The sequence below is a fragment of the Salinispira pacifica genome (genome assembly GCF_000507245.1).
GTDB lineage: Bacteria > Spirochaetota > Spirochaetia > DSM-27196 > Salinispiraceae > Salinispira > Salinispira pacifica.
In genome coordinates, this window is record NC_023035.1 from 746,901 (window position 1) to 766,792 (window position 19,892).

A 19,892-nucleotide genomic window follows, 5' to 3' on the forward strand; every position below is an offset into this window, starting at 1 on the left:
TGAAATTTAGTGAACGGTCTGCACTTACTCGCAGACCGTTTTTTTGTGTCTGCGGCGTTTATCGAATCCGGGTATCAAAAATCAGCCTGGGGATGATCCTTCCGGAAGCGGCATTCAGTGCCTGCAGTTCAGAACGTGCCGGTTGTCGTGCGGAATAGCAGAAGCGCAGGAGAAGGGGCCGGAGCATCTGATGTTCCCCTGCATCGATCCGGGAATTGTTTTCCAGAAGCCGCAGCGTGTACAGCCAGCCCTTCACGTGTGAGCCATCCTGAGAATGAGCCTGGCCATCTTCGGAAAAGGCACGGGCATCGGCAATCCTGAGAGATGTAAGGCGGAGGATCATCTGCAGCTTCAGGGTAATTTTCCATTTCACCGGTAATAGCAGAAACCCGAAAGCGGCCAATGCAAGTATTCCCAGGATTGATCCCAGCATGACTGCCAGGACGGCGCCTGCACTCAGCAGCAGCTTCTGAATACTGATGCCCTGTTTCTCCTCCATGCCGGATCCCGGCAGCACCCGGGGTTCAGGGGGATCTTCGGGGCGGCCGAAAACCCCTTCCAGCTGACGGCCGGTGAGCCGGTCTGCATAGGGGTTGTACCGGGACGGATCATTTTGCGAAGCTTCGCTCATCATGGGGGGAGTGGCTTCCACCACCACCCAGCCCCGGCCGTCTATCCAGGCCTCACTCCAGGCATGGGCGTTTAATCCCCGCACAATGGTTTCCTCACCGTCCCGGCTCAGCCTGGTGTAAAATCCGGTAACGTAGCGGCTGGGAATACCCATGATGCGCAGGAGAATGGTCATGGAGCTGGCAAACTGGGTGCAGTATCCTGCATCTGCTGTGCCGAGAAAATGGCTGACCACATCGGTTCGACCGGCAACCCGGGGATATGAAAGAGTGTAGTCAAAATTCTCTTTCAGGTAATCCCGCACCGAGCGAATGCTTTCTGCAGGGGAGTCACCCTTGAGCTCCGCCCCCAGATCCCGCACCTCCTGGCTGATATAGTTGCTCAGCTGCAGATAATAGGAAAGATCCCGGGCGTCCGGTGGTTCTCCGGGGGGGTCAGCGCGGGGATCTCCGGGCGGATCAGTGCGGGAAGCATCGAGGGCAGCATCCGGACGACCGGCATTTCCCTGTGACGGTGAGCCTTCATTGATCAACAGAAACCGTCTTCCCCGGGTGAAGGGCCGGGCGAACAGAAACCCCGCAGCCGTTGATGCGTAGCTGAGCTCCGCCGCTTCCCCCCCGTCGATAATGCGTGCAGTTTCCAGCAGATGGGGGATGCTGGAGTAGTACTCGGCCAGGGTGGTAATTTCAATATCTCCCGGCGAAGGATGGCCGGCAATATCTGAACGGCCCAGCATGCCGTTGTCAGAGGATTGGATGAACCTGCCGCTTATGCGCCATGATGAGTCCTGATACAGATCAAAAACCTGACTCCGCAGATGCAGGACATCTCCCCGCCTGCCGGGATGTTTGAGAAGAAATACCGGGGATGAGCTGAGGGCGGCGCTTCCGTCAATTCCGCCTGTTCCATAGTTACCGCCGAAGCCGGGGATATCCACCGCCAATGGAAAATCTGTCCACAGCCGGAACACGGTGCCTGTCAGCCGGTCGGGCAGAACCGACGGACTGGGCGGGTCGGGGTTCCGGGAACTGACAGCCCACACCAGGGAGGCAACCAGCAGGCAGAGAACCACGTACTGAAGAATGGATAACAGCCCCCGGCGGTCGTAATTTCCCCGGCTGCGTATATCCATGAGAAATATGGCGAGAACCAGGCTTGCCACCGCAGCCGCTGCAAGCCATGGAACGGCGTACATAACCGAGAAAAGCATGAGGAGCATAAATGACAGAAGCAGCAAAGGAATAAGAATATTGCTTCGGATTATTGCGGACCCGGTGAAGGATGAGAATAACAGCAGCTTGAGAACAAAATAATAACTGATGGTCGAACTTGCTCCCTCCCGGCTCACAAAGCTGAACCAGGCTGCATAGCTGGATGAGCTGGTGATGCTGACGATGGTGATGACCAGGATAACCAGAGCCGCCTGGAGGAGAAAAAACAGTCCCCCGGCAACATATCTGCCGTAGCCGTTCCCGGCGGATGGGGATGAAGATGCGGATGCAAAGAAAAACCCCGGGGGGGCCGCCAGGAGCACCGAGAGAAATCCGTGGGCCCACACATAGAGCAGATTCCCTTCCGCATTGAAAAGCACGGCAAACAGAAGGGGCGGCAGCAGGGTGGTTGTCAGTGCAAGGAGCAGAAGGGCGGTTTTCCGGATTCTCCGGCGGATAACAGTTGAGTTACGCACTGCAGTGATCAGGGCGGGTATCAGAGCCATCGGATCTCCTCTCCCGTTTCCATGTGGGCATCGGTGAAGTGAATCCTGCCGGCTGCCGCGGCAAGCTGCCGTATTCTCCTGCGGTGATAGTTGCGCAGCTCGGCATCTGCACCGGTTTCGTTGATGATCGCTTCAAGTCCGTTCTGGATGGCCGAACTTCCCCGAAACATATTGAGCAGTTCACCCCCGGCTTCGTGGGTAATAAAGAGTACGCTCATACCGCGGGATCTTCCCTCGGCGGTATCGCGGTTGTAGAGCTTCAGCATATCCTTATCCGGTGAAAATACGGCCTCCAGACATTGCTGCTGAAGCAGGGCCAGATCCTCTTTTGCATTCATGGATATGCGCTGAAGATCGGGTATGCGGATATCCACGGGTATTCCCTGATCCAGGAGAGCGGCGCTGCAGCTTACCAGAAGTTCCAGGGAGTAGTCCTCCCGGCGGATTATTCTCCAGCTGTCTTCTTCGCTTCTGCGGGTATCAAGATACATGACGCAGCGCCGCTGGGATACGGGGGTGTATTCCCTGAGCATTGCAATGCCCTGGCTGCTGAAGCGCTTCCAGTGGAGCATGGAGAGGGACTCCCCGGGCCGGTATTCCCTGAGGCCGGTGAAAAAGCTGTGATCCTGATGGATGCCCCGGCTTCTGCCCCTGCTGCCGCCCAGGGCTCTGGATTCGCCCTCCAATTCTGGTACGCCGTACACCCTGGGGTACACGTAGAGGGTGAAGGAGAGAACCTGGGGCTCAATGGAGAACCAGTCCAGCATGTCGGTGATTCTCAGGGATTCCAGTCCGATGTTGTACTTCCCGATGAGGGGGCAGTACACCCTGCGCAGGTACTCATGCCGCTGTCCCGGCCCCAGGGTTATGGTGAAATTCTCAAGCCCCACATCTTCCCGGGGTCTCATGTTTGCAGACAACTCATCCGGGGCGAGATGCCGCATATGGGGAGTTATCACCTTGAAACGAACCCGGATTCTGGGACTGAAGAGGGGCAGTTCATTGCTGATTTTCAGCCGGTAGGGCAGATACTCTCCCCGGTATCCGTGGTGGGATGAAAACTCCTGGTTGTAGCGCAGAGTTATGGCGCTGAGAACCACATGGATAATGCTCACAACCGGAAGAGCAAGCAGCAGAGCATAGGCGTAGATGAAAAATCCTCCCACGGCTCCCCTGGCGAGATTGATGAGGTAGAGAAAGATGAGATACACCAGGGTGGACAGGATCCGGATTTTCACTGCACCTCCAGCCTAACTGTGCCGGCCCACGGGAACATGGGGGACCTTCTGTTCCCGCAGGGTTTGGGATATCATGTGATGTTCATCGATCTGGGAGTTGCGGGGGTCGCTGGACAGCCGGACCCGGTGGGGGAGAACGTATCCTGCAGCCCGGGAAACATCCTCGGGAATTACAAAGTCCCGGCCATGTGCAGCGGCCTCCGCCTGTGCGGCCCGCATGAGATGAATGCTTCCTCTGGGGCTTACTCCCAGGCGGTAGCGCCCACCCTTTCTGGTCCGGGAACAAATACCGATGATGTATTCTTCCACATTTTCCGCCAGTTCCACCCGGGAGATCTCCTCCCGGGCCTGGAGTATTTCCCGGGGGGTGCACACCGCTGTGAGGGTTTCCAGGGGATTGGATTCTCTGAAGCGTCTGAGAATGGTTTTTTCATGATCCTCCCCGGGGTAGCCCAGGGCTGTTGAGACGCCGAAGCGGTCGGTCTGGGATTCCGGGAGCATAAAGGTGCCGGCGAAGGTGATGGGATTCTGGGTTGCAATGACAAAAAAGGGTTGGGGCAGGGGATGCTTTTCCCCCTCCACGCTGAGCTGTCCTTCGGCCATCGCCTCAAGCAGGGCCGACTGGGTTCGTTCGCTGGCCCGGTTTATCTCGTCCGCCAGAATAAACTGATGATTCACTGCTCCGGCCTTGAACCGGAAATCCCTGCTGTCAGGATCCCACACCGTCATCCCGATTATATCTCCCGGGAGAAGATCGGGAGTGAACTGAATCCGCCCGAAGTCAAGACCCGAGGAGCGTGCCAGGGCCAGCGCAAGAGTGGTTTTTCCCACACCGGGAATATCTTCCAGAAGAACATGCATTCCAGAGAGAAACCCCAGAATTACCGGCCGGATGCTATCTCCGGTTCCCACAAACACCTTCATAATTGAATTTTCCAATTCTTCGTACAGGGCTTTCACCATGCCCGGACTGGACTCGCTCACACATCACCTCACTCTCTGCGGTAATACTCCGGCTGCGCAGGTCTCTGCTGATTCATTAAGACACAGTTAATCATAGGAGATAACTCTGCATAACTCAACATTGGCCCCGTTTCCGGGCGTAACCGGGGATCGGGCCTGCTTCAAGGCCGGGCATACCTCAGCTTTGGGAAAAGTTTCTTCCCGGGCATATTTACTCTGCTCCACCGGGAAGCTAAAATGAGATGGTGATGTTTCGAGATATTCTGCGCCATGTAATGAAGCGCTACGACAGGATTAATGGTCCTCTGCTGGCCAAAGGGCTGGGATTTTCCCTGATTCTGGGAATTCTTCCCCTGCTTTTCATTGCATTGAGCGCCGGAGCATATCTGCTGAATCTTACTCCTGAGCTTCAAGATATGATTATCGGAGGGCTGGGAGACTTTATCCCGGTGGAAATTCTCCAAAACTACCTGAGCAAACTGTTTGAATACTCCCAGAACTGGCAGTCTTTGAGCATTATCACCATCGTGTTTTTCCTGATTTTCTCCCTCAATCTGTTCAACGCCCTGGGCAGGGTGCTGAGGACGATTCTTTCACGGAAGCGTTCCACGGTAACCCGTCATAATCTGATTTCCCTCATCCTGCTTACCGGAAGTCTGCTCCTCTTTTATCTGTCAATAATCATCGGCAGCAGGATGGATCTTCTGGCAGGGATAATTCCCCTTACCGGAAGCATAGCCCAGTGGGCCAGAACGCTGTTTGATGTTCTCAGCATTACCATTGTGCTGACGGTGCTGTATTACATCTATTCCAACCGCAGCGTGGACTTTCTCCCTACTGCGGGAGTCGCTCTTCTTTCTGCGGTGATCTGGGAGGGGGTGAGCACCCTGGGGGTTGTGATCATCCGCTCAATGACAAACCGTTTCCTGATTTTCGGCGCCATGGCCACCCCCATCATTCTGCTGGTGTATCTGCGGATTTTCGCAGAGATCATTATTTTTTCCAGTCTGGTGGTGGACTATTTTTCTTCCCGCCTCTACAGCGGATACGAACCCCTGGCCAAACAATTTATCCACGAGCACATTCAGCATGAGCATAAATCCTGATATTTCCATGACCTTTGAACTTGCGGTGGTGGCTGTGCTTATCGGCGGGTACATCAGTGCCAAGGCTGCAGGGAAAGCCAAGCTTCCGCCGGTTCTGGGAATGACGCTGTTCGGCGTGACCATTTCCCTGCTCCAGGGCAGGGGGCTGCTGGGCGCCACCCCTCCGCTGCTGGAAGATATTATCCCTTCGCTGAAGTCTCTTGCCCTGGTGGTAATTCTGCTTCGGGCGGGACTGGGAATACATCTTCGCACCCTGAAGAAGATCGGGCTGAGCGCCGTGCTGCTCTCTTTTGTTCCCATGCTGATGGAGGCGCTGGCGGTTACAGCTGTGAGCATGGTTCTGTTTTCATGGGATGCCGGACAGGCGCTGCTGCTTGGTTTTCTCCTGGCTGCGGTGAGTCCTGCGGTGGTGGTGCCTTCCATGCTGGAGCTGAAGGAGAAACGCTACGGCGAGAAGAACGATGTTCCCACCCTGGTGCTTGCCGGTGCCAGCCTGGATGATGTGCTGGCAATCAGCCTGTTCACCATTGTTTTACACGGGTTCACCGGGGAAGGAAGTTCCGCCGGCTCCCCCATTCAGACCGTCCTTATGGCGCTGGGAGATGTGGGGCTGTCGCTGACCTTGGGGATATTGCCGGGGATTGCCGCCGGGCTGATCCTGCTGTGGCTGTTCCGCAGATATCATCAGAGCATACGGGCAACGGAGAAAACCCTGCTGTTGCTGGGAAGCGCACTTGCGTTGTTTTCGGTGGGGCAGTCAGCCCATACCGCCGCCCTTCTGGGGATCATGACCATGGGGTTCATTTTGCTGCGGTATCATCCCCCGGCGGCGAGGGAGCTGGGGGCGAAACTGGGCAAGGCATGGATTTTCGCCGAAATTCTGCTCTTTGTGTTTATCGGAATGGCGGTGGATATTGATATTGCCCTTGATGCAGGTCTCAGGGGGCTGATCATTATTGCTGCCGGTCTGGCAGCCAGAGCCCTTGGAGTCTTGATCAGCTGTATTCCCAGCCCGTTGAACTGGAAAGAACGGCTTTTTGTAATCGTCAGCTATATTCCAAAGGCAACAGTGCAGGCGGCCCTGGGGGCGGTTCCCCTTGCCGCCGGCATTCCCGGCGGGGAGCAGATGCTGGCAACGGCGGTGCTCGCAATTGTGGTCACCGCACCTCTGGGGCTGCTGGGAATACGGAGCTTGTCTCCCAGACTCCTGGATATTACCTTTAGCCCGCAACAGGAACCCCGAGAGGAGAAACCATGAATATTTTCGTTTTGCTGCTGGCACTGCCTGCTCTGTCTTTCATCCAGGATGAAGTGGATGTTCAGACCGGGGAAGACCGGGTGACTGCGGTCTACAGTTTTGAGTTCACCACCTCTGCAGATCCCGAACAGATGTTCCAGGTTCTGAAAGAATATTCGTCGGAAAGCAGCGATACGGTACAAAGCGCCCTCAGTGAAGTGGAAATCATTCACCGCAGCGACCGGGGCTGGGAGGTCAGGCATCTCTATGAAGTGGGGTTCGCCGTGTTCAGCGACCGTACGGAGATGGTTCTGGCCTATGAAGTTCTGGAGGGAGATGCTCCCATGCGTCTGGAATGGGGGCTTGTGGAGTCCCTGGACGGAAAGGTGTTTGACTCCAGCGGGTTCTGGGAAGTGTATGCCGGGGAAGACGGATCCGGCTCACGGGTGAAATATGTATCCAGAATGGTGTATGAAAAGAAGGCCGGGGTGCCCTTCGCCCTGAATAACTTCTCCAAAGGATCGGTGCGAAGAACCCTCAGGGGTCTGGCAGAAGCTGCTGCGGAGGCTGAATCCGGAGCTGGTGAAGAAGCCGGCTCAGGTACTTGAGCCGGCCCGATCCAATATGCCGGTGCCGAAAAGAGCACCGGGTCTGTTGCTTAGTTCCCGCTGGATTTCTGCATGAAGGGCATGAGTACCTGTGCAAGTCCCCGAACGCTGCGTGTCTGAATCCACACCTTACCGGGGCCGGTGAACCGTGATACAAAGCCCTCTCCGCTGGCAAATGTGGAAAAAAGCCCTTTGGTGGCTTTTTTGATCTGATACGTAACCCCTTCCTCAAAGGCAAGAAGATTGCTGTTGTCCACCGAGTACTCTTCTCCCGGCCCCAGCTGTTTTTCGTACACAGCACCGAAGCATGAAAGCCACACGTGACCGTTTCCGCTGATTCTCTGGAGAAAAAGCCCTTCGCCCATCACCATTGCCCGCAGGGAACCCTGGGTGCTCAGCTCAAGACCGGTTGTACCCGCAAGATACGCTCCGCCCTGGGCCAGAATGGTTCGCCCGGTCATTTCATAGTGGATAATATCTCCGGGGCTTCCCGGGGCAAGGACGAGCTCGGAATTGTTTTCGCTGGCAGTGTAGGTTGTGGAGAACAGACTCTCACCCCCGACCATGGATTTCACCGCACCGAAAATACCCTTTCCGCTGGTTTTCGCCTGCAGCTCGATGGAAGGACTCATGGAGATCATTGCGCCCTGTTCACCGATAATGGATTCGCCGGCATCCAGGGTGACCTTCAGGGTGCTGAATACCGGGCTGTGTTCAATGCTATGCGTCATCGTACGCCTCCTTATTTCCATTAGTGTAGTACAAGAACGGCGGCTTTACAGAGCTTCGGCGAAACATCAACTCACTTTTACAAAACGGAGCACCGACATGGGCATCCAGATCATTTTATTATGATCATCCGGCAGGAGCATGCGGTTTTTTTCCCGGTCAATGGAGAGAACTACATAATTCCGCTCATCCCTGAATGCCAGTTTTTCCCTCTGGGCCTGGGGTATCTGGTCTGTGAGAACCCGAACATAGAAAATGCCCTTCTCCATACTTCCTCCGTTGTCGCAGCGCTGAGAGCGGGGTACAATGCTTCCCCATGGAAAACTGGAATCCCCGCTACAATGATGTGTATTTTACCCCCGATCAGGGAATAAATGAAAGCCGCCACGTGTTTATTGAAGGAAGCGGTCTCAGCACCCGCTTTTCCCGTGCCTGCAGCCGGGGCGAGACCCAGTTCTCCATTGTGGAGATCGGCTTCGGAACCGGGCTGAATTTCATGCTCAGCCTGATTGAGCTGCAGAAGCCCGGCTCCCTCCAGTCGCCGGATCCCTCTGCTCTTCCGCGGCTGCGCTATGTATCTGTTGAAAAATATCCATTGAATCTGACCGAGCGGATGGAACTGCTCTCTCCGTATTTCTCCGCGCTCCCTGAGCTTGAGCAGCTTTCTTCGCTGATCCCCTTTCCCCGTCCCGGCTGGAATACCTGGAACATCCCTCCGGAGATACCTATTCCCGGCTCCCGTATTTCAAGGGCCGCTTCTAAGGTCTTTTCTCCGGTCTCTTCTCCGGATGTCTGTTTGGAGCTTTTTCAGGGAGATATTCGGGAGTTTGCCGAAGAACTCGGGGCCCTGCCCGCCGGGAGCGTTCACAGCGTGTATCTGGACGGCCACAGTCCCGACAAAAATCCCGAAATGTGGAGTACCGCCCTGTTCCGTACCCTGAACCGTCTGTGCGCACCCGAAGCATACCTTAGTTCCTACAGCAGTGCCGGGGTGGTGAAGCGGGCGTTGAGAGAGGCCGGGTTTCAGGTCACACGCAGGCCGGGATTCGGAAAAAAGCGCCACATGCTCACGGCCCGTCCATCAGCCCCGGCGGCGGGCCAGCCTCTCCCCGGGGCAGAACCGGCCCCGACTTGTGAGGTGGCGGAAAATACAAACGAAAAAACAGCCGGAGATGGGGCGAAGAAGAGCCGGGCTCCGCGAAACAAAACCCTGAGCCTCAGTCCGGAGGATCGGCGGGAGCTGAAAAGGTCCCTGTGGGTTGTGGAAGATTGTGAAAGTAGTTCCGCAGAGGGAGAGGCCGGCGGGGAATGGTACCGGGACAGGATTTTTGCCGGGGACTCTCTCCAGCTGTGCAGGCAGATGCCCGACAACTCGGTGGATCTTATTGTGGCCGATCCCCCCTATGCCGCACTGCGAAAGCAGTTCGGCACCAGGGGGTTTTCCATTACCGAGCCCCGGCAGTACGCTGAATGGCTTGAGCCCTACTTTGCCGAGTTTGCGCGGATTCTTTCAGATGCGGGGTCCGTGTATGTATGCGGCGACTGGAGGGGGGCGGAAGCGGTTCAACCTCTGATGAACAGGTACTTTCATCTGAGAAACCGGATTACCTGGGAGCGGGAAAAAGGCAGGGGTGCCAGGGCCAACTGGAAAAACAGCCACGAAGATATCTGGTTCGCCACGAAATCCGATTCCTACCGCTTTAATCTGGATGAGGTGAAAATCCTTCGAAGCGTAAAGGCCCCGTATACCCGAAACGGTTCACCCCGGGACTGGCTCCCTTCATCCGACGGCGCAGGCTACCGACTGACCCATCCGGGGAACAGCTGGACCGATCTTACCGTGCCATTCTGGTCCATGCCGGAAAACACCGACCATCCCACCCAGAAGCCGGAGAAGCTGGCGGCGCGTATAATTCTTGCCTCCAGCCGTCCAGGGGACCTGGTGTTTGACCCCTTCCTGGGGTCTGGAACCACTGCGGTGGCCGCGCGGAAGCTGGGGCGTTCCTTCTGCGGCTGCGAGCTGGAGGAGGAGTACTGCCTCTATGCTCTGAAGCGTCTAAGGCAGGCCGACCAGTCTCCGGAAATCCAGGGCATCCTGTCTCACGGCGATAAACATATTTTCCTTCACCGCAACAGCAGCGAAGCCGCCGCCCGGAAGGCCCTTGAGCAGGGATTGCTGGACAATGAGTGACAATGGTTTTTTCCGGGGGCTTGAAGCATGAGCGGGGACTGGTATACACTGCCGCTCCTGTACATATAACAATATAACTCTAATTCAAAGGTAACAGACCTGTATGCAACATCTCATTGACAATTTCCCCCCGGGGGAGCTGCTCCATATTGTCAGCGTAGCCAACAAGCATCGCCTGCTGACCACGGAAGATAAACGCTATCTTATCGCTCTGCGAATGTCCGCTCCGTATGCGGACGGAAACTACCGCATTGAAGATTCCAAAAAAGAAGAATTTCCCCGGGTATTCGAGGATTTTCTCACCGGACTTGAAACCGGTGCCGGCTGCGGCGAAGAGGGCTGCAGCATCTGCAACCGCTTTCAGGTGCTCAAATCCCATACCGAAGCTGCCCGCCCGGAGAATGGCTTCACAGAGAATGCCCGCCCGGAGAATGGCGGCCAGGACACCGCAGCAGCGTCAGCCGCCGACGAACCCTCTTCAGCCATGTCCAGCTACACCATGGAACCTGAAGAAGACGAGCTTGCCCGTCCGGAAGATATCAGCATAAGTCAGGCCCGAACCAAAATGGCGTTGAAACGCAGGGAAGAACGCCTGGCCAAGACCCGGGAGCGGAGAAATCAGGAAGGCCGGAACCGGAAAAAGGTGAAGGTAAAAATGAAGCGGAATGATGCAGCCCGGCAGACCGCAGATTCTTCAGCGGACCCCGAACCGGCTGTCACCCGGCATGAATCCGATGCACTTCCCGCTGAAGGCGCTTCTGCGACCTCCTCCGGGGAAGGGTTGAAAACCGATATTCAGACGCTGCTGCGGGAGGCTGCTGCAGTCGATGCGGAAGCTCTGAGTGCACGGAACCTGCTGGAATATGCGGAAGAGTGCCGTCGTCTCATGAGCCTGGCTGCAGAGCAGCTGGATTCCTCCAATGCTGAGCAGCAGCCGGATTATGCCCCGGAGGACGAGTCGGACTGGCTGGAAAACCGCAGAATGTACGCCAGCGCATGAACAACCCCCGGCGGGAAAATCGCTGCAACTGCTGTGAAAGAGCTGCAAACTCCGTTACAATAAGCTCATACAAGAAAGGGCCGGTGTGCACCGGCATGAGGATGGGCAGATGAAGAGTACACCCATGACCTGGCTTATTAATGGTCTGAAAGGCATGTTTATCGGGATGGCCAATGCCATTCCCGGAGTAAGCGGCGGAACAATCGCGGTAATCACCGGAATTTATGAGCCCCTTATAGAAGCATTGGGTTCGGTATTTTCAAAAGACGCCAAATGGAGGAAAACGATCCCCGGGGTTCTGCCTCTGCTCATTCCCGTGGTGATCGGCGTTTTTACCGGTATCACCCTGTTCGCCAATGTGATAGATCTGCTGTTCCTCAGCATCCCCATGCAGACCCAGTTTTTGTTCATCGGGCTGATCCTGGGGAGCCTTCCCTTTATTATCAAGCAGAGCGGAAAAACCAGTTTCCGCTGGAGCTACGCCATCCCGCTCATTCTGGGAGCCGGTCTTCTCATATGGATGGCTCTCCGGGCCGAGGCCATGGGGGACCGATCCGCTCTGATCTCCGCCCAGCAGGTGATCCGGCAGATTACTCCCGCCAATATCATCCTGATTATGATTGTTGGTGCCATCGCCACGGGAACCATGGTAATTCCCGGGGTGAGCGGATCATTTCTTCTTGTGGTGATCGGCATGTATGCCACCTTCAAGACCATGTTTGTGGAAGGGAATCTGCCGGTGATCGGCGTGTTCATGGTGGGCGCCATTGCGGGGCTTCTCCTGGTTTCCAAGCTCATAGCAGTGCTTCTTGAGAAGTTCCACGGTCACACCTATTTCGGTATTATCGGTCTGGTGCTGGGATCCGCAGCCTTTCTCTGGCCGGGATTCACTTTTGATACCGACGGGTACACCAGTCTTCTGGCCTTTGGTATCGGGTTTGCCGCAGCGTTCTTCCTGGGCACCGATAAGAAAGAAAAACTGAAAACCAGTGCCACCGATTCAAGTCCGAAAAGCTCCGATGCGAGTCCTGAAAACAGCGATACAGACTCCCAGGCCTCCAAAGGCTCCCGAACCACCCAAAAGAATGAAGAGGAATAATCATGTCCGACAATCAAAACAATGAACAGGGAGCCCGGACTCCCGATCCCCGGGAGAATGCCCGGAGGATTCTGAAAATTGTGGCTCTGGTGCTGGCGGCATGGTTTCTGTCCCGGGGCATTATCGGCCTTCTGGTACCTCCTGTGGAAGAGCATCCGGCACAGCAGCGGCAGATGAGCGTTGCAGCCCACCGCGGGGGAAGCGCATTGTTTCCCGAAAATACCATGTATGCATTCCGCCGTTCCGCGGAAATGGGTGTGGATATACTGGAAATGGATCTGCATCTTACGAAAGACGGCCGCATAGTGGTTATTCACGATGAAACGGTGTTCAGAACCACCGACGGTGAAGGCCGGGTGGAGGACCTCACGCTTTCCCGGCTTCGCAGTCTGGATGCCGGCTACTGGTGGCCCTACGGCCAGAAAGAAGACTGTGAAGCCTGCTCCCAAATCCCCGAGGAGGAGTTCGTGTACCGGGGTACGGGGATTCGCATTCCATTGCTTGAAGAGGTGCTGGCCGAATTTCCGGATATGATGAAGATATTGGAAATCAAGCCGGTGAATCCACAGATGGTGACAATTCTGGGGGAACTTCTGCGTGAATATGATCAGCAGGAACACGCAGTGGTCGCATCATTCCACAGCGAAAACCTTAAACAGTTCCGGGATCAGTTTCCCGAATTCGCAACCAGCGCAGCCCAGAGTGAAGCCACTGCCTTTGTAATTCTCAATTACCTGGGGTTCGGAAGCTCCTATCCCTCACCGGCTGAGTTTTTTCAGGTGCCTCCCTCCAGCGGTGCACTTCCGGTAATCACCAAAAGCTTCCTTCAGACCGCAGAGGAAAACAATATACGGGTTCATGCCTGGACGATTGATGACCGGGCGGAAATGACCCGGCTCCTTGATATGGGAATTGACGGCATAATTACCGATGATCCCGCAGAATTGCTGGACCTGCTGGGCAGGTAGACCCGGTACTCCGCCGGAGGCCGGGCCGGCTTATACTCCCTTGGCCATTTCCAGGAAATCATAGGGGTAGGGGAGCTCCGGCCTGCTGATCTCATCCAGCCGGGCCATGTGCTCGGCGCTGAGCTGCCATTCCGCAGAATCCAGATTATCTTCAAGATGATGAATTTTGCTGGCTCCGATGATGGGGCCGGTAATGGGCTTTTGGAGCAGCCAGTTCAATGAGACCTGAGCCGGGGATTTACCGGTTTCCCGGGCAACTTCAAGAACTTCGTCGATCACCTTCCAGGTGCTTTCCCGGTTGTACCGGGACCAGCTTTCAAACCAGCCTTTTTCTTCGGCTGTTTCCACCCGGCTTCCCCGGGGCGGTGCGCTCATATCCCTGGTGTAGCGTCCGGACAGCCATCCGCCGAACAGCGGCCCCCAGGCGACAAAGCCCATACCATGGTTTTTCACCACAGGAAGAAGCTCCCATTCGGTTTCCCGAATCAGCAGATTGTATTTGGCCTGAAGGATGATGTAGGGTTCCAGATCCCTGAACTCACTCACATCCAGGGCCCGCTGAAGCTGCCAGCCTGAGTGATTGCTCACGCCGATGTACCGGGCCATCCCCGATTCAACCACGGAGGAGAGGGTGGAAAGGGTTTCTTCCAGTCTGGTGTTGTAGTCCCAGGCGTGAACATAGAGAATATCCACATAGTCTGTACCCAGACGATCCAGGCTGTCCTGGATGGAGCTGAAAATGTGCTTGCGCCCCAGCCCTTTGTGGTTGGGGCCGTCACCCATGGGGAAGCGAACCTTTGTGGCGATCACCCAGTCTTCCCGGTTCTGGTTCCCAAGCCACTCTCCTACGATTTCTTCCGAGAGTCCCTGGGAGTAGACGTTGGCGGTATCGATGAAGTTTCCTCCCCGGTCCTTGAACATATCCATCATTTTCAGGCTGTCTTTCTTGGATGTTTCCCGGCCGAAGGTCATTGCTCCCAGGCAGAGCCTGGATACCTCCAGTCCTGATCTTCCGATGTGACTGAACTGCATGAAATACCTCCTGATCTGCCTGTCCTGTGCCGGACAGGAGCCTTGGTTCTTTTCTTCCATTATACTAGGCCTCAGCTGGAATTTGCAGTTAATCCGGGTTATAATTGGGGTTGACGAGACATTCCTGCCTGTTTTTGTTCCTGCCTGATTCATGTTGCAGCATTGAGCTTTCTCGCCAGATCAATTCTGGGAGGTTCGGCTATGCGGAGAGCAGCATATGTTATCTGTGTATGTATCGGAGCATTTCTTTTTCTTACGACATGTGAGTATCTTAATCTTGCTGGGGAGGATGGAGGTGAAATTCATCTGTTCTGGAATGGTACGGAAGTGCTGAATAACGGCGAGGTGGATTTCGGATATTCCCCTGACGGGTCGCCTCTTATGGGGACGCTGGAGATTCAAAATCACGGAGACAAGGCTCTCCGGCTTCTTTCTCAGGTACAGATCGACAACACCGAAGGTGAGTTTTCCGTCACCCTTCAGCCGGACTCCAGCATCAGCCCGCGAAGCAGCAGCAAATGCGAGCTGGAGTTCGCTCCTTCGGATGCGGGCATAAAAGAAGCGCTTCTTACTGTTGAGTCCAGCGATGAACTTATCTCCATGTTTCAGATTGTGCTGCGGGCAAGCAGCGATGTGACTGCATCCCAAAGCAGCTTCAGGGTTGAAATTCCCGATATGACCGGGGATTCCATGTTTACTGCATCGGTTCAGGCTGAAAACGGCGATGTGTATCTTGCCGGGAAAATGCATACCGGCGGAAGCGGCTTCGATATTTTCCTTATGAAGCTGAACTCCTCCGGCGAACATGACACTGCCTTCGGAGACCAGGGGTATTTCATCTTTCCTGGGAAGTCGGGGACCAACAGCTATGTGCGCAATCTCATACTCATTGAAGGTGCTTCCGGAGTTGAGAAAATTCTGATTGGAGGAAGAACGTTTCTCAGTCCGGTTTCCGAAAATTTCTACGACGGAACAATCATTCAGGTGAATGCCGACGGTACTCTTGATAACGGATTTGCGGGCAACGGCTTCTATCTTGTAGATAACAGCAGCCGTGCATCAGACGGATGGATTGCCAGGGATCCATCCACCGGAAATATCTTCGTCAGCGGCGGCGAGGTGAACTCACCCTACGACAACCGGATCTACCGGCTCACATCATCCGGCACTCTGGATCTCACTTTCAATTCCGTCGGATATATTGATATTGATCCCTACGGCTGGACCGACTACCATCGGGCTCCCTGGCTGTACTCGGGGGCTCTGTATATTCCCACCTATTCTTTTGTGTACGGAAACAACAATAAAGCCTACGGAGGAATCCTGAAATATTCCCTGAACGGAGTACTGGATGGAAGTTTCGGTGAAACCAACAGCGGAACTACCGACTACGGGGACACCAAGTCCGGAAAGGACGGCTGGGCAATGTGGCCTGCATACAACGAAAGTACCAGCCAGTGGGAGGATGCATCCAATTATATGATTCTGAGCAGTGACGGTGATTTTGTTCTCACAGGCAGAGATGCTTTGTCCGATAACGGCGCAACCCAGAGAGGTTTTGTAGCAAAGTATGACAGCAGGGGGTATCCCGTTTCCGGATTCGCCGCCAACGGCAGCTTTACGGACAATGCAGGAGTTGGGAGTGTAAACTGCAGCACAACCTTTCTGACCTGCGATTCAAGCGGAAACATTTATGTAAGAGGATACAATTATGATTCCGGAAGTCCCAATGTGTTCAAGCTCAGCTCATCGGGGGTGCTTCAAACGTCTTTCGGAGATGTCGGTTACATTTTTGAGAAAGATTATAATCTTTTCATCTACTCTTTATTGGCTCTGTCCAGCGGTGATCTGCTGCTCCTGGGGAGAACTTCAGATACCGGGTATCCCGCTGCCCGGCTGTTTAACAGCAACGGGATACCGAAATAATACCCTGGGTACCGGCCGGCTCTTCCCATGGCCGGCCGGGGCCTATAGGAGCCATGCTGAGAGAAATGGCACGGAAACGGAAACTGCACCGGTGAGGATCAGCGCAGCTACCAGTAGAATATACCGGCCGTTATAATTGTCGATGAGCCTATGGTCGTAATAAGCGCTCAAACCCTGATCCTCATACATCTTCAGCAGTCCCTGGGTGAGCATCAGCCGGTTGCGCCGTCCCCGGATTACCCCCAGGGCCGCAATACAGCTGTATCCCACTGAAAGCAAAGCAAATATCAGCATGATGGGAAAAATATCAGGATCGCTCTCGCCGGACAGTGCAGAGTTGATGGCAAGGATGACCAGGTTCAGCAAAATACCGCTGAGGACAAACACACTGTTATCCCGCTCGTTCAATTTCAATTCCAGAATCATGTGATTATGCAGTTGCTCTATCATCATCTTCTCCCGGTTGTGGGGCCGGAGCGTTTGCGCTCCTTCTCCCCGGATTTCATGCTATACTTACTATTCTAAAACCTTAACCGGCATTTTGCCATATACCAATACCTGGGAAAGGAGCGTTCCGTGGCCTTGCATGTTGAACCGGTGCGCAGCGGTGCACAGAAAAAAGAATTTATTTATCTGCCCCGGCAGCTGTACCGGAATTCCCCCTGGGTGCCTCCTCTGTGGATGGAAGAGCAAAACGGTTACGGCAGGGGAAAAAATGCAGTCCTGTCAGATAACGAGTACGAGCTGTTTATTGCCCGGAGGGCAGGCAAGGCTGTGGGGCGCATCCTGGTCTACATTGACCGGGCCTGGAATGACCATTTTCAGAGCAGTGACGGACTGTTCGGTGCCCTGGATGCGGAGGATTCCGAGGATACGTTCAATGCCCTGATTCAGGCTGCACGGCTGTGGCTGGAAAAGCGGGGAATGAACCGGATTGTGGGCCGATTCACCCGGTGGCGGAGTTCTGGGGGGTTCTGATACAGGGCTTCGACCGCTCTCCCATGTTTCTCACGCCCTGGAACCCCGCCTATACCGACGGTCACATCCGGGCCGCCGGGATGAACAAGGAGATTGATCTCTACGCCTATGAGGCGGATTCGGGCAACGGATACCGGCTGAACCCCCGCTATTACCGCTTTTATGACAGGTTTCTGAAACGGAATCCCGAGTACCGCATCAGGCGGTTTGAACCTTCCAGGCTTCTGGAGGAAGCAGAGCACATCTGGCGTCTCACCAACCAGGCGCTGATACACAACTGGGGTTTTGTTCCGGTACCCCGGGAGATTTTTCTTGATATGGTTGGCAGAATGAAGCTGATTATCGATCCTGACGCCATCTGGTTTGTTGAACACCGGGGAAGGGTGGTGGCCTATGCATTCGGTCATCCGGATCTGAATATCATCCTGAAGAAAATCCGCGGCCGCCTGTTTCCCACGGGCTGGTTCCATCTCTGGCGGAAACGGTTTCGCCTGCGGCACTACCGTCTCTTCGGATTGGGTGTGGATGAAGAGTATCAGGGGCTGGGCCTTGATGCACTCATGTATGTGCATCTGTACAAACAGCTCAGTGCCCGGAAGATCCGCCTTGAGGCCAACTGGATTCTGGAAAACAACACGAAAATGAACAATAGCCTGATCAGGCTGGGGATGAAGCGTACCAAAGAGTACCGGATGTATTCTTCAGCGGTATAGATCCGGCAGATGGCCTCCCCGTGACAAGGGGAGGTGAAATTCGCTACATTTACACAGAGAATACGACTCTCGCACGCCAGTTTGCGGATATTTTGATACCTGAGGAGATTACCATGAGCCTGTACGCCGGGATTGAAGCCGGAGGCACCAAATTTGTTTGTGCCGTGGCATCGGATTTTGACACGATTTTGAAAGAGGAGCGCTTTCCCACCACAACTCCCGAAGAAACACTTCCCCGGGCCCTGGATTTTTTCCGCAGAGCAGAAGAGGAATTGAAGGATCAGCACGGAGCTATCACGTCCATGGGGATTGCCGCCTTCGGTCCGGTGAATGTGGATTCTTCTTCCTCCAGGTACGGGTGGATTACCAGCACACCGAAACCGGGCTGGAAAAACACAGACATCCGGGGATATTTTGTCCGGGAAATGAACGTTCCCGTGGGTTTCGATACCGATGTAAACGGAGCAGCTCTTGGGGAAGGCCATGCCGGAGCAGGCAGAGGCCTGGATACCTTCATGTACATCACCATCGGAACCGGTGTGGGCGGGGGTATTATTGTGAACAATAAACCGGTACACGGCCTTGTGCACCCGGAGGTTGGCCATATGATCCTCAAACCCCGTGAAGGTGAGACGTTCCAGGGAGTATGTCCCTACCACAGTCACTGTGTTGAGGGTATGTGCGCCGGCCCTGCCATTAAGGCCCGGTGGGGAACGCCCGGGGATCAGCTTCCCGACGACCATGAAGCCTGGGATGTGGAAGCATCCTATATTGCCCAGGCTCTGATGAGCTATGTCTTGATTATTAGTCCCGAACGTATTATTTTAGGCGGCGGAGTAATGCATCAGCGACAGCTTTTTCCCAAAATCCGCAAAGAATTGAAAACCCTTTTGAACGGGTATGTTGATCATCCGGCCATCCTTGAAGAACGGGAGGATTACATAGTCCCTCCGGGACTTGAGGATCATGCCGGAATAACCGGCGCCTTCATTCTGGCGGCGGGGGCAGCCCACCGGTAAACAGACCCGGTTCGATCTCCGGTACGGATCCTCCGACGGGTGTGAAGGGTAAGCATTATTCGAAAAGGCAGGGATAGATATTGAGCAGGGATAACAAACAGCGACGACGGAGAAGAAAACCCCGGGCAATGGCACGGAAAATGCCCAGGGTACCCGAAGAAATCCGAAAATACATGCCTCCTCCCCCTCCGGAACGCGATTACGAGCCCTGTCCCGTAAGCGGGAAAGAAATAGACAATATCATTACCGCCATTACCGATCCGGACAACGGCGAACCTAGCCGCTTTGATGCGGTTATTCAACGCCTGAAGAAACGGGAAGAACTCTCCGGCAATCAGCGCATTGTCTACATCGGAGCCGGAAATTTCGCAATTATCGAAGAAAAGAAAGAAGGCCGGCGTAAATATGTTGATGTGGTGAAGAAAATTCCCTATGAGGATACCCACCACAAAAAGGATTGGCGCCGGGAGCTGAGCCCCGGGATCTCCCGTGATTACACTCCCCAACCCGAACCTCTGGATAACCTCTATACCACCGATGAGATTATGAGCTTTCCCAAGCTGGGAGCTTCCAGCGGTGTTTCATACATGCCCCGCACAAACTAGCGGGACAATCCAACGAGACATCGCAACGTGACACAGCGCTAAAAAAAGCCATCCGACCTGGGGTTCGGATGGCTTTTTCTTACCAGAAAGTCTGGAATTATTCAGCCAGAGTATAGCCTATCACATCTGAAAC

Annotated in this window: 19 protein-coding genes; 12 read left to right on the forward strand and 7 right to left on the reverse strand. The window is 54.8% G+C overall.

Annotation, left to right across the window (positions count from 1 at the left end; translation table 11 throughout):
- Positions 1-58 precede the first annotated feature (58 nt).
- The 3 genes from L21SP2_RS03310 to L21SP2_RS03320 are packed head-to-tail and all read right to left on the reverse strand — an operon-like array spanning position 59 to position 4,569.
- Positions 59-2,347: a transglutaminase-like domain-containing protein gene (locus L21SP2_RS03310; protein ID WP_024267066.1), complete on the reverse strand. Its 2,289-nt coding sequence runs from the start codon at positions 2,345-2,347 to the stop codon at positions 59-61.
- Positions 2,338-3,585: a DUF58 domain-containing protein gene (locus L21SP2_RS03315; RefSeq protein ID WP_024267067.1), complete on the reverse strand. Its 1,248-nt coding sequence runs from the start codon at positions 3,583-3,585 to the stop codon at positions 2,338-2,340. The genes L21SP2_RS03310 and L21SP2_RS03315 overlap by 10 nt, the downstream gene beginning before the upstream one ends.
- 12 nt (positions 3,586-3,597) lie before the next feature.
- On the reverse strand, positions 3,598-4,569 hold the full coding sequence (locus L21SP2_RS03320; RefSeq protein ID WP_024267068.1) for an AAA family ATPase: 972 nt from the start codon (positions 4,567-4,569) through the stop codon (positions 3,598-3,600).
- Between the two features lie 227 nt (positions 4,570-4,796).
- On the opposite strand from L21SP2_RS03320, the gene L21SP2_RS03325 reads away from it, so the two are divergent.
- From L21SP2_RS03325 to L21SP2_RS03335, 3 genes are read left to right on the forward strand one after another with little or no spacing between them, the layout of a single operon-like run.
- The gene (locus L21SP2_RS03325) at positions 4,797-5,654 is read left to right on the forward strand and encodes a YihY/virulence factor BrkB family protein (protein ID WP_041401102.1); all 858 of its coding nucleotides are present in this window, start codon (positions 4,797-4,799) and stop codon (positions 5,652-5,654) included.
- On the forward strand, positions 5,638-6,912 hold the full coding sequence (locus tag L21SP2_RS03330; RefSeq protein WP_024267071.1) for a cation:proton antiporter domain-containing protein: 1,275 nt from the start codon (positions 5,638-5,640) through the stop codon (positions 6,910-6,912). Before L21SP2_RS03325 ends, L21SP2_RS03330 begins: the two co-directional genes overlap by 17 nt.
- A complete protein-coding gene (locus L21SP2_RS03335; protein WP_024267072.1) occupies positions 6,909-7,499 on the forward strand; it encodes a hypothetical protein in 591 nt (196 codons plus the stop codon). Before L21SP2_RS03330 ends, L21SP2_RS03335 begins: the two co-directional genes overlap by 4 nt.
- Before the next feature lie 50 nt (positions 7,500-7,549).
- On the opposite strand, the gene L21SP2_RS03340 is transcribed toward L21SP2_RS03335, so the two are convergent.
- Together L21SP2_RS03340 and L21SP2_RS03345 are read right to left on the reverse strand one after the other, a co-directional pair.
- Positions 7,550-8,230 carry a TIGR00266 family protein gene (locus tag L21SP2_RS03340; RefSeq protein ID WP_024267073.1) on the reverse strand — a complete coding sequence of 227 codons (681 nt, stop codon included), beginning with the start codon at positions 8,228-8,230 and terminating at the stop codon, positions 7,550-7,552.
- A 66-nt stretch (positions 8,231-8,296) separates the two neighbouring features.
- Positions 8,297-8,497, reverse strand: a complete 201-nt coding sequence (locus L21SP2_RS03345; protein ID WP_024267074.1) for a hypothetical protein — start codon at positions 8,495-8,497, stop codon at positions 8,297-8,299.
- Positions 8,498-8,544: 47 nt separating this feature from the next.
- On the opposite strand from L21SP2_RS03345, the gene mnmC2 reads away from it, so the two are divergent.
- The 4 genes from mnmC2 to L21SP2_RS03365 all read left to right on the forward strand — a co-directional run bounded on the left by mnmC2 (position 8,545) and on the right by L21SP2_RS03365 (position 13,486).
- Positions 8,545-10,419 (forward strand): tRNA (5-methylaminomethyl-2-thiouridine)(34)-methyltransferase MnmC2, encoded by a 1,875-nt coding sequence (gene mnmC2 / locus L21SP2_RS17895; RefSeq protein WP_024267075.1) that lies wholly within the window; start codon positions 8,545-8,547, stop codon positions 10,417-10,419.
- A gap of 103 nt (positions 10,420-10,522) precedes the next feature.
- Complete coding sequence (locus L21SP2_RS03355) at positions 10,523-11,419, forward strand: hypothetical protein (protein ID WP_024267076.1); 897 nt, start codon at positions 10,523-10,525, stop codon at positions 11,417-11,419.
- Positions 11,420-11,528: 109 nt separating this feature from the next.
- Complete coding sequence (locus L21SP2_RS03360) at positions 11,529-12,518, forward strand: DUF368 domain-containing protein (RefSeq protein ID WP_024267077.1); 990 nt, start codon at positions 11,529-11,531, stop codon at positions 12,516-12,518.
- Positions 12,519-12,520: 2 nt separating this feature from the next.
- Complete coding sequence (locus L21SP2_RS03365; protein ID WP_024267078.1) at positions 12,521-13,486, forward strand: glycerophosphodiester phosphodiesterase family protein; 966 nt, start codon at positions 12,521-12,523, stop codon at positions 13,484-13,486.
- Between the two features lie 30 nt (positions 13,487-13,516).
- Here the strand turns inward: L21SP2_RS03365 and L21SP2_RS03370 are convergent, their stop codons facing one another.
- The gene (locus L21SP2_RS03370; RefSeq protein WP_041402110.1) at positions 13,517-14,518 is read right to left on the reverse strand and encodes an aldo/keto reductase; all 1,002 of its coding nucleotides are present in this window, start codon (positions 14,516-14,518) and stop codon (positions 13,517-13,519) included.
- Positions 14,519-14,719: 201 nt separating this feature from the next.
- Here L21SP2_RS03370 and L21SP2_RS03375 point away from each other — a divergent pair, with 201 nt between their 5' ends.
- Positions 14,720-16,444 (forward strand): hypothetical protein, encoded by a 1,725-nt coding sequence (locus tag L21SP2_RS03375; RefSeq protein WP_024267080.1) that lies wholly within the window; start codon positions 14,720-14,722, stop codon positions 16,442-16,444.
- A gap of 42 nt (positions 16,445-16,486) precedes the next feature.
- Here L21SP2_RS03375 and L21SP2_RS03380 read toward each other — a convergent pair whose 3' ends face one another.
- The gene (locus L21SP2_RS03380) at positions 16,487-16,897 is read right to left on the reverse strand and encodes a hypothetical protein (protein WP_053335566.1); all 411 of its coding nucleotides are present in this window, start codon (positions 16,895-16,897) and stop codon (positions 16,487-16,489) included.
- A 123-nt stretch (positions 16,898-17,020) separates the two neighbouring features.
- On the opposite strand from L21SP2_RS03380, the gene L21SP2_RS03385 reads away from it, so the two are divergent.
- The 4 genes from L21SP2_RS03385 (at position 17,021) to L21SP2_RS03400 (ending at position 19,759) form a co-directional block, all read left to right on the forward strand.
- Positions 17,021-17,422: a hypothetical protein gene (locus L21SP2_RS03385; RefSeq protein WP_041401104.1), complete on the forward strand. Its 402-nt coding sequence runs from the start codon at positions 17,021-17,023 to the stop codon at positions 17,420-17,422.
- Positions 17,398-18,135: a GNAT family N-acetyltransferase gene (locus tag L21SP2_RS03390; protein WP_024267083.1), complete on the forward strand. Its 738-nt coding sequence runs from the start codon at positions 17,398-17,400 to the stop codon at positions 18,133-18,135. The genes L21SP2_RS03385 and L21SP2_RS03390 overlap by 25 nt, the downstream gene beginning before the upstream one ends.
- Positions 18,136-18,248: 113 nt before the next feature.
- Positions 18,249-19,154, forward strand: coding sequence for an ROK family protein (locus tag L21SP2_RS03395; protein WP_024267084.1), 906 nt, complete (start codon positions 18,249-18,251; stop codon positions 19,152-19,154).
- A gap of 80 nt (positions 19,155-19,234) precedes the next feature.
- The gene (locus tag L21SP2_RS03400) at positions 19,235-19,759 is read left to right on the forward strand and encodes a hypothetical protein (RefSeq protein WP_024267085.1); all 525 of its coding nucleotides are present in this window, start codon (positions 19,235-19,237) and stop codon (positions 19,757-19,759) included.
- Positions 19,760-19,892: the final 133 nt, after the last annotated feature.

Excerpts from the sequence above, each read along its gene's own strand:
- L21SP2_RS03310 (WP_024267066.1), bottom strand. The coding sequence starts at position 2,347 with ATGGCTCTGATACCCGCCCTGATCACTGCAGTGCGTAACTCAACTGTT.
- L21SP2_RS03325 (WP_041401102.1), top strand. The coding sequence starts at position 4,797 with ATGTTTCGAGATATTCTGCGCCATGTAATGAAGCGCTACGACAGGATT.
- L21SP2_RS03330 (WP_024267071.1), top strand. The coding sequence starts at position 5,638 with ATGAGCATAAATCCTGATATTTCCATGACCTTTGAACTTGCGGTGGTG.
- L21SP2_RS03335 (WP_024267072.1), top strand. The coding sequence starts at position 6,909 with ATGAATATTTTCGTTTTGCTGCTGGCACTGCCTGCTCTGTCTTTCATC.
- L21SP2_RS03340 (WP_024267073.1), bottom strand. The coding sequence starts at position 8,230 with ATGACGCATAGCATTGAACACAGCCCGGTATTCAGCACCCTGAAGGTC.
- L21SP2_RS03345 (WP_024267074.1), bottom strand. The coding sequence starts at position 8,497 with ATGGAGAAGGGCATTTTCTATGTTCGGGTTCTCACAGACCAGATACCC.
- mnmC2 (WP_024267075.1), top strand. The coding sequence starts at position 8,545 with ATGGAAAACTGGAATCCCCGCTACAATGATGTGTATTTTACCCCCGAT.
- L21SP2_RS03355 (WP_024267076.1), top strand. The coding sequence starts at position 10,523 with ATGCAACATCTCATTGACAATTTCCCCCCGGGGGAGCTGCTCCATATT.
- L21SP2_RS03360 (WP_024267077.1), top strand. The coding sequence starts at position 11,529 with ATGAAGAGTACACCCATGACCTGGCTTATTAATGGTCTGAAAGGCATG.
- L21SP2_RS03365 (WP_024267078.1), top strand. The coding sequence starts at position 12,521 with ATGTCCGACAATCAAAACAATGAACAGGGAGCCCGGACTCCCGATCCC.
- L21SP2_RS03370 (WP_041402110.1), bottom strand. The coding sequence starts at position 14,518 with ATGCAGTTCAGTCACATCGGAAGATCAGGACTGGAGGTATCCAGGCTC.
- L21SP2_RS03375 (WP_024267080.1), top strand. The coding sequence starts at position 14,720 with ATGCGGAGAGCAGCATATGTTATCTGTGTATGTATCGGAGCATTTCTT.
- L21SP2_RS03380 (WP_053335566.1), bottom strand. The coding sequence starts at position 16,897 with ATGATGATAGAGCAACTGCATAATCACATGATTCTGGAATTGAAATTG.
- L21SP2_RS03395 (WP_024267084.1), top strand. The coding sequence starts at position 18,249 with ATGAGCCTGTACGCCGGGATTGAAGCCGGAGGCACCAAATTTGTTTGT.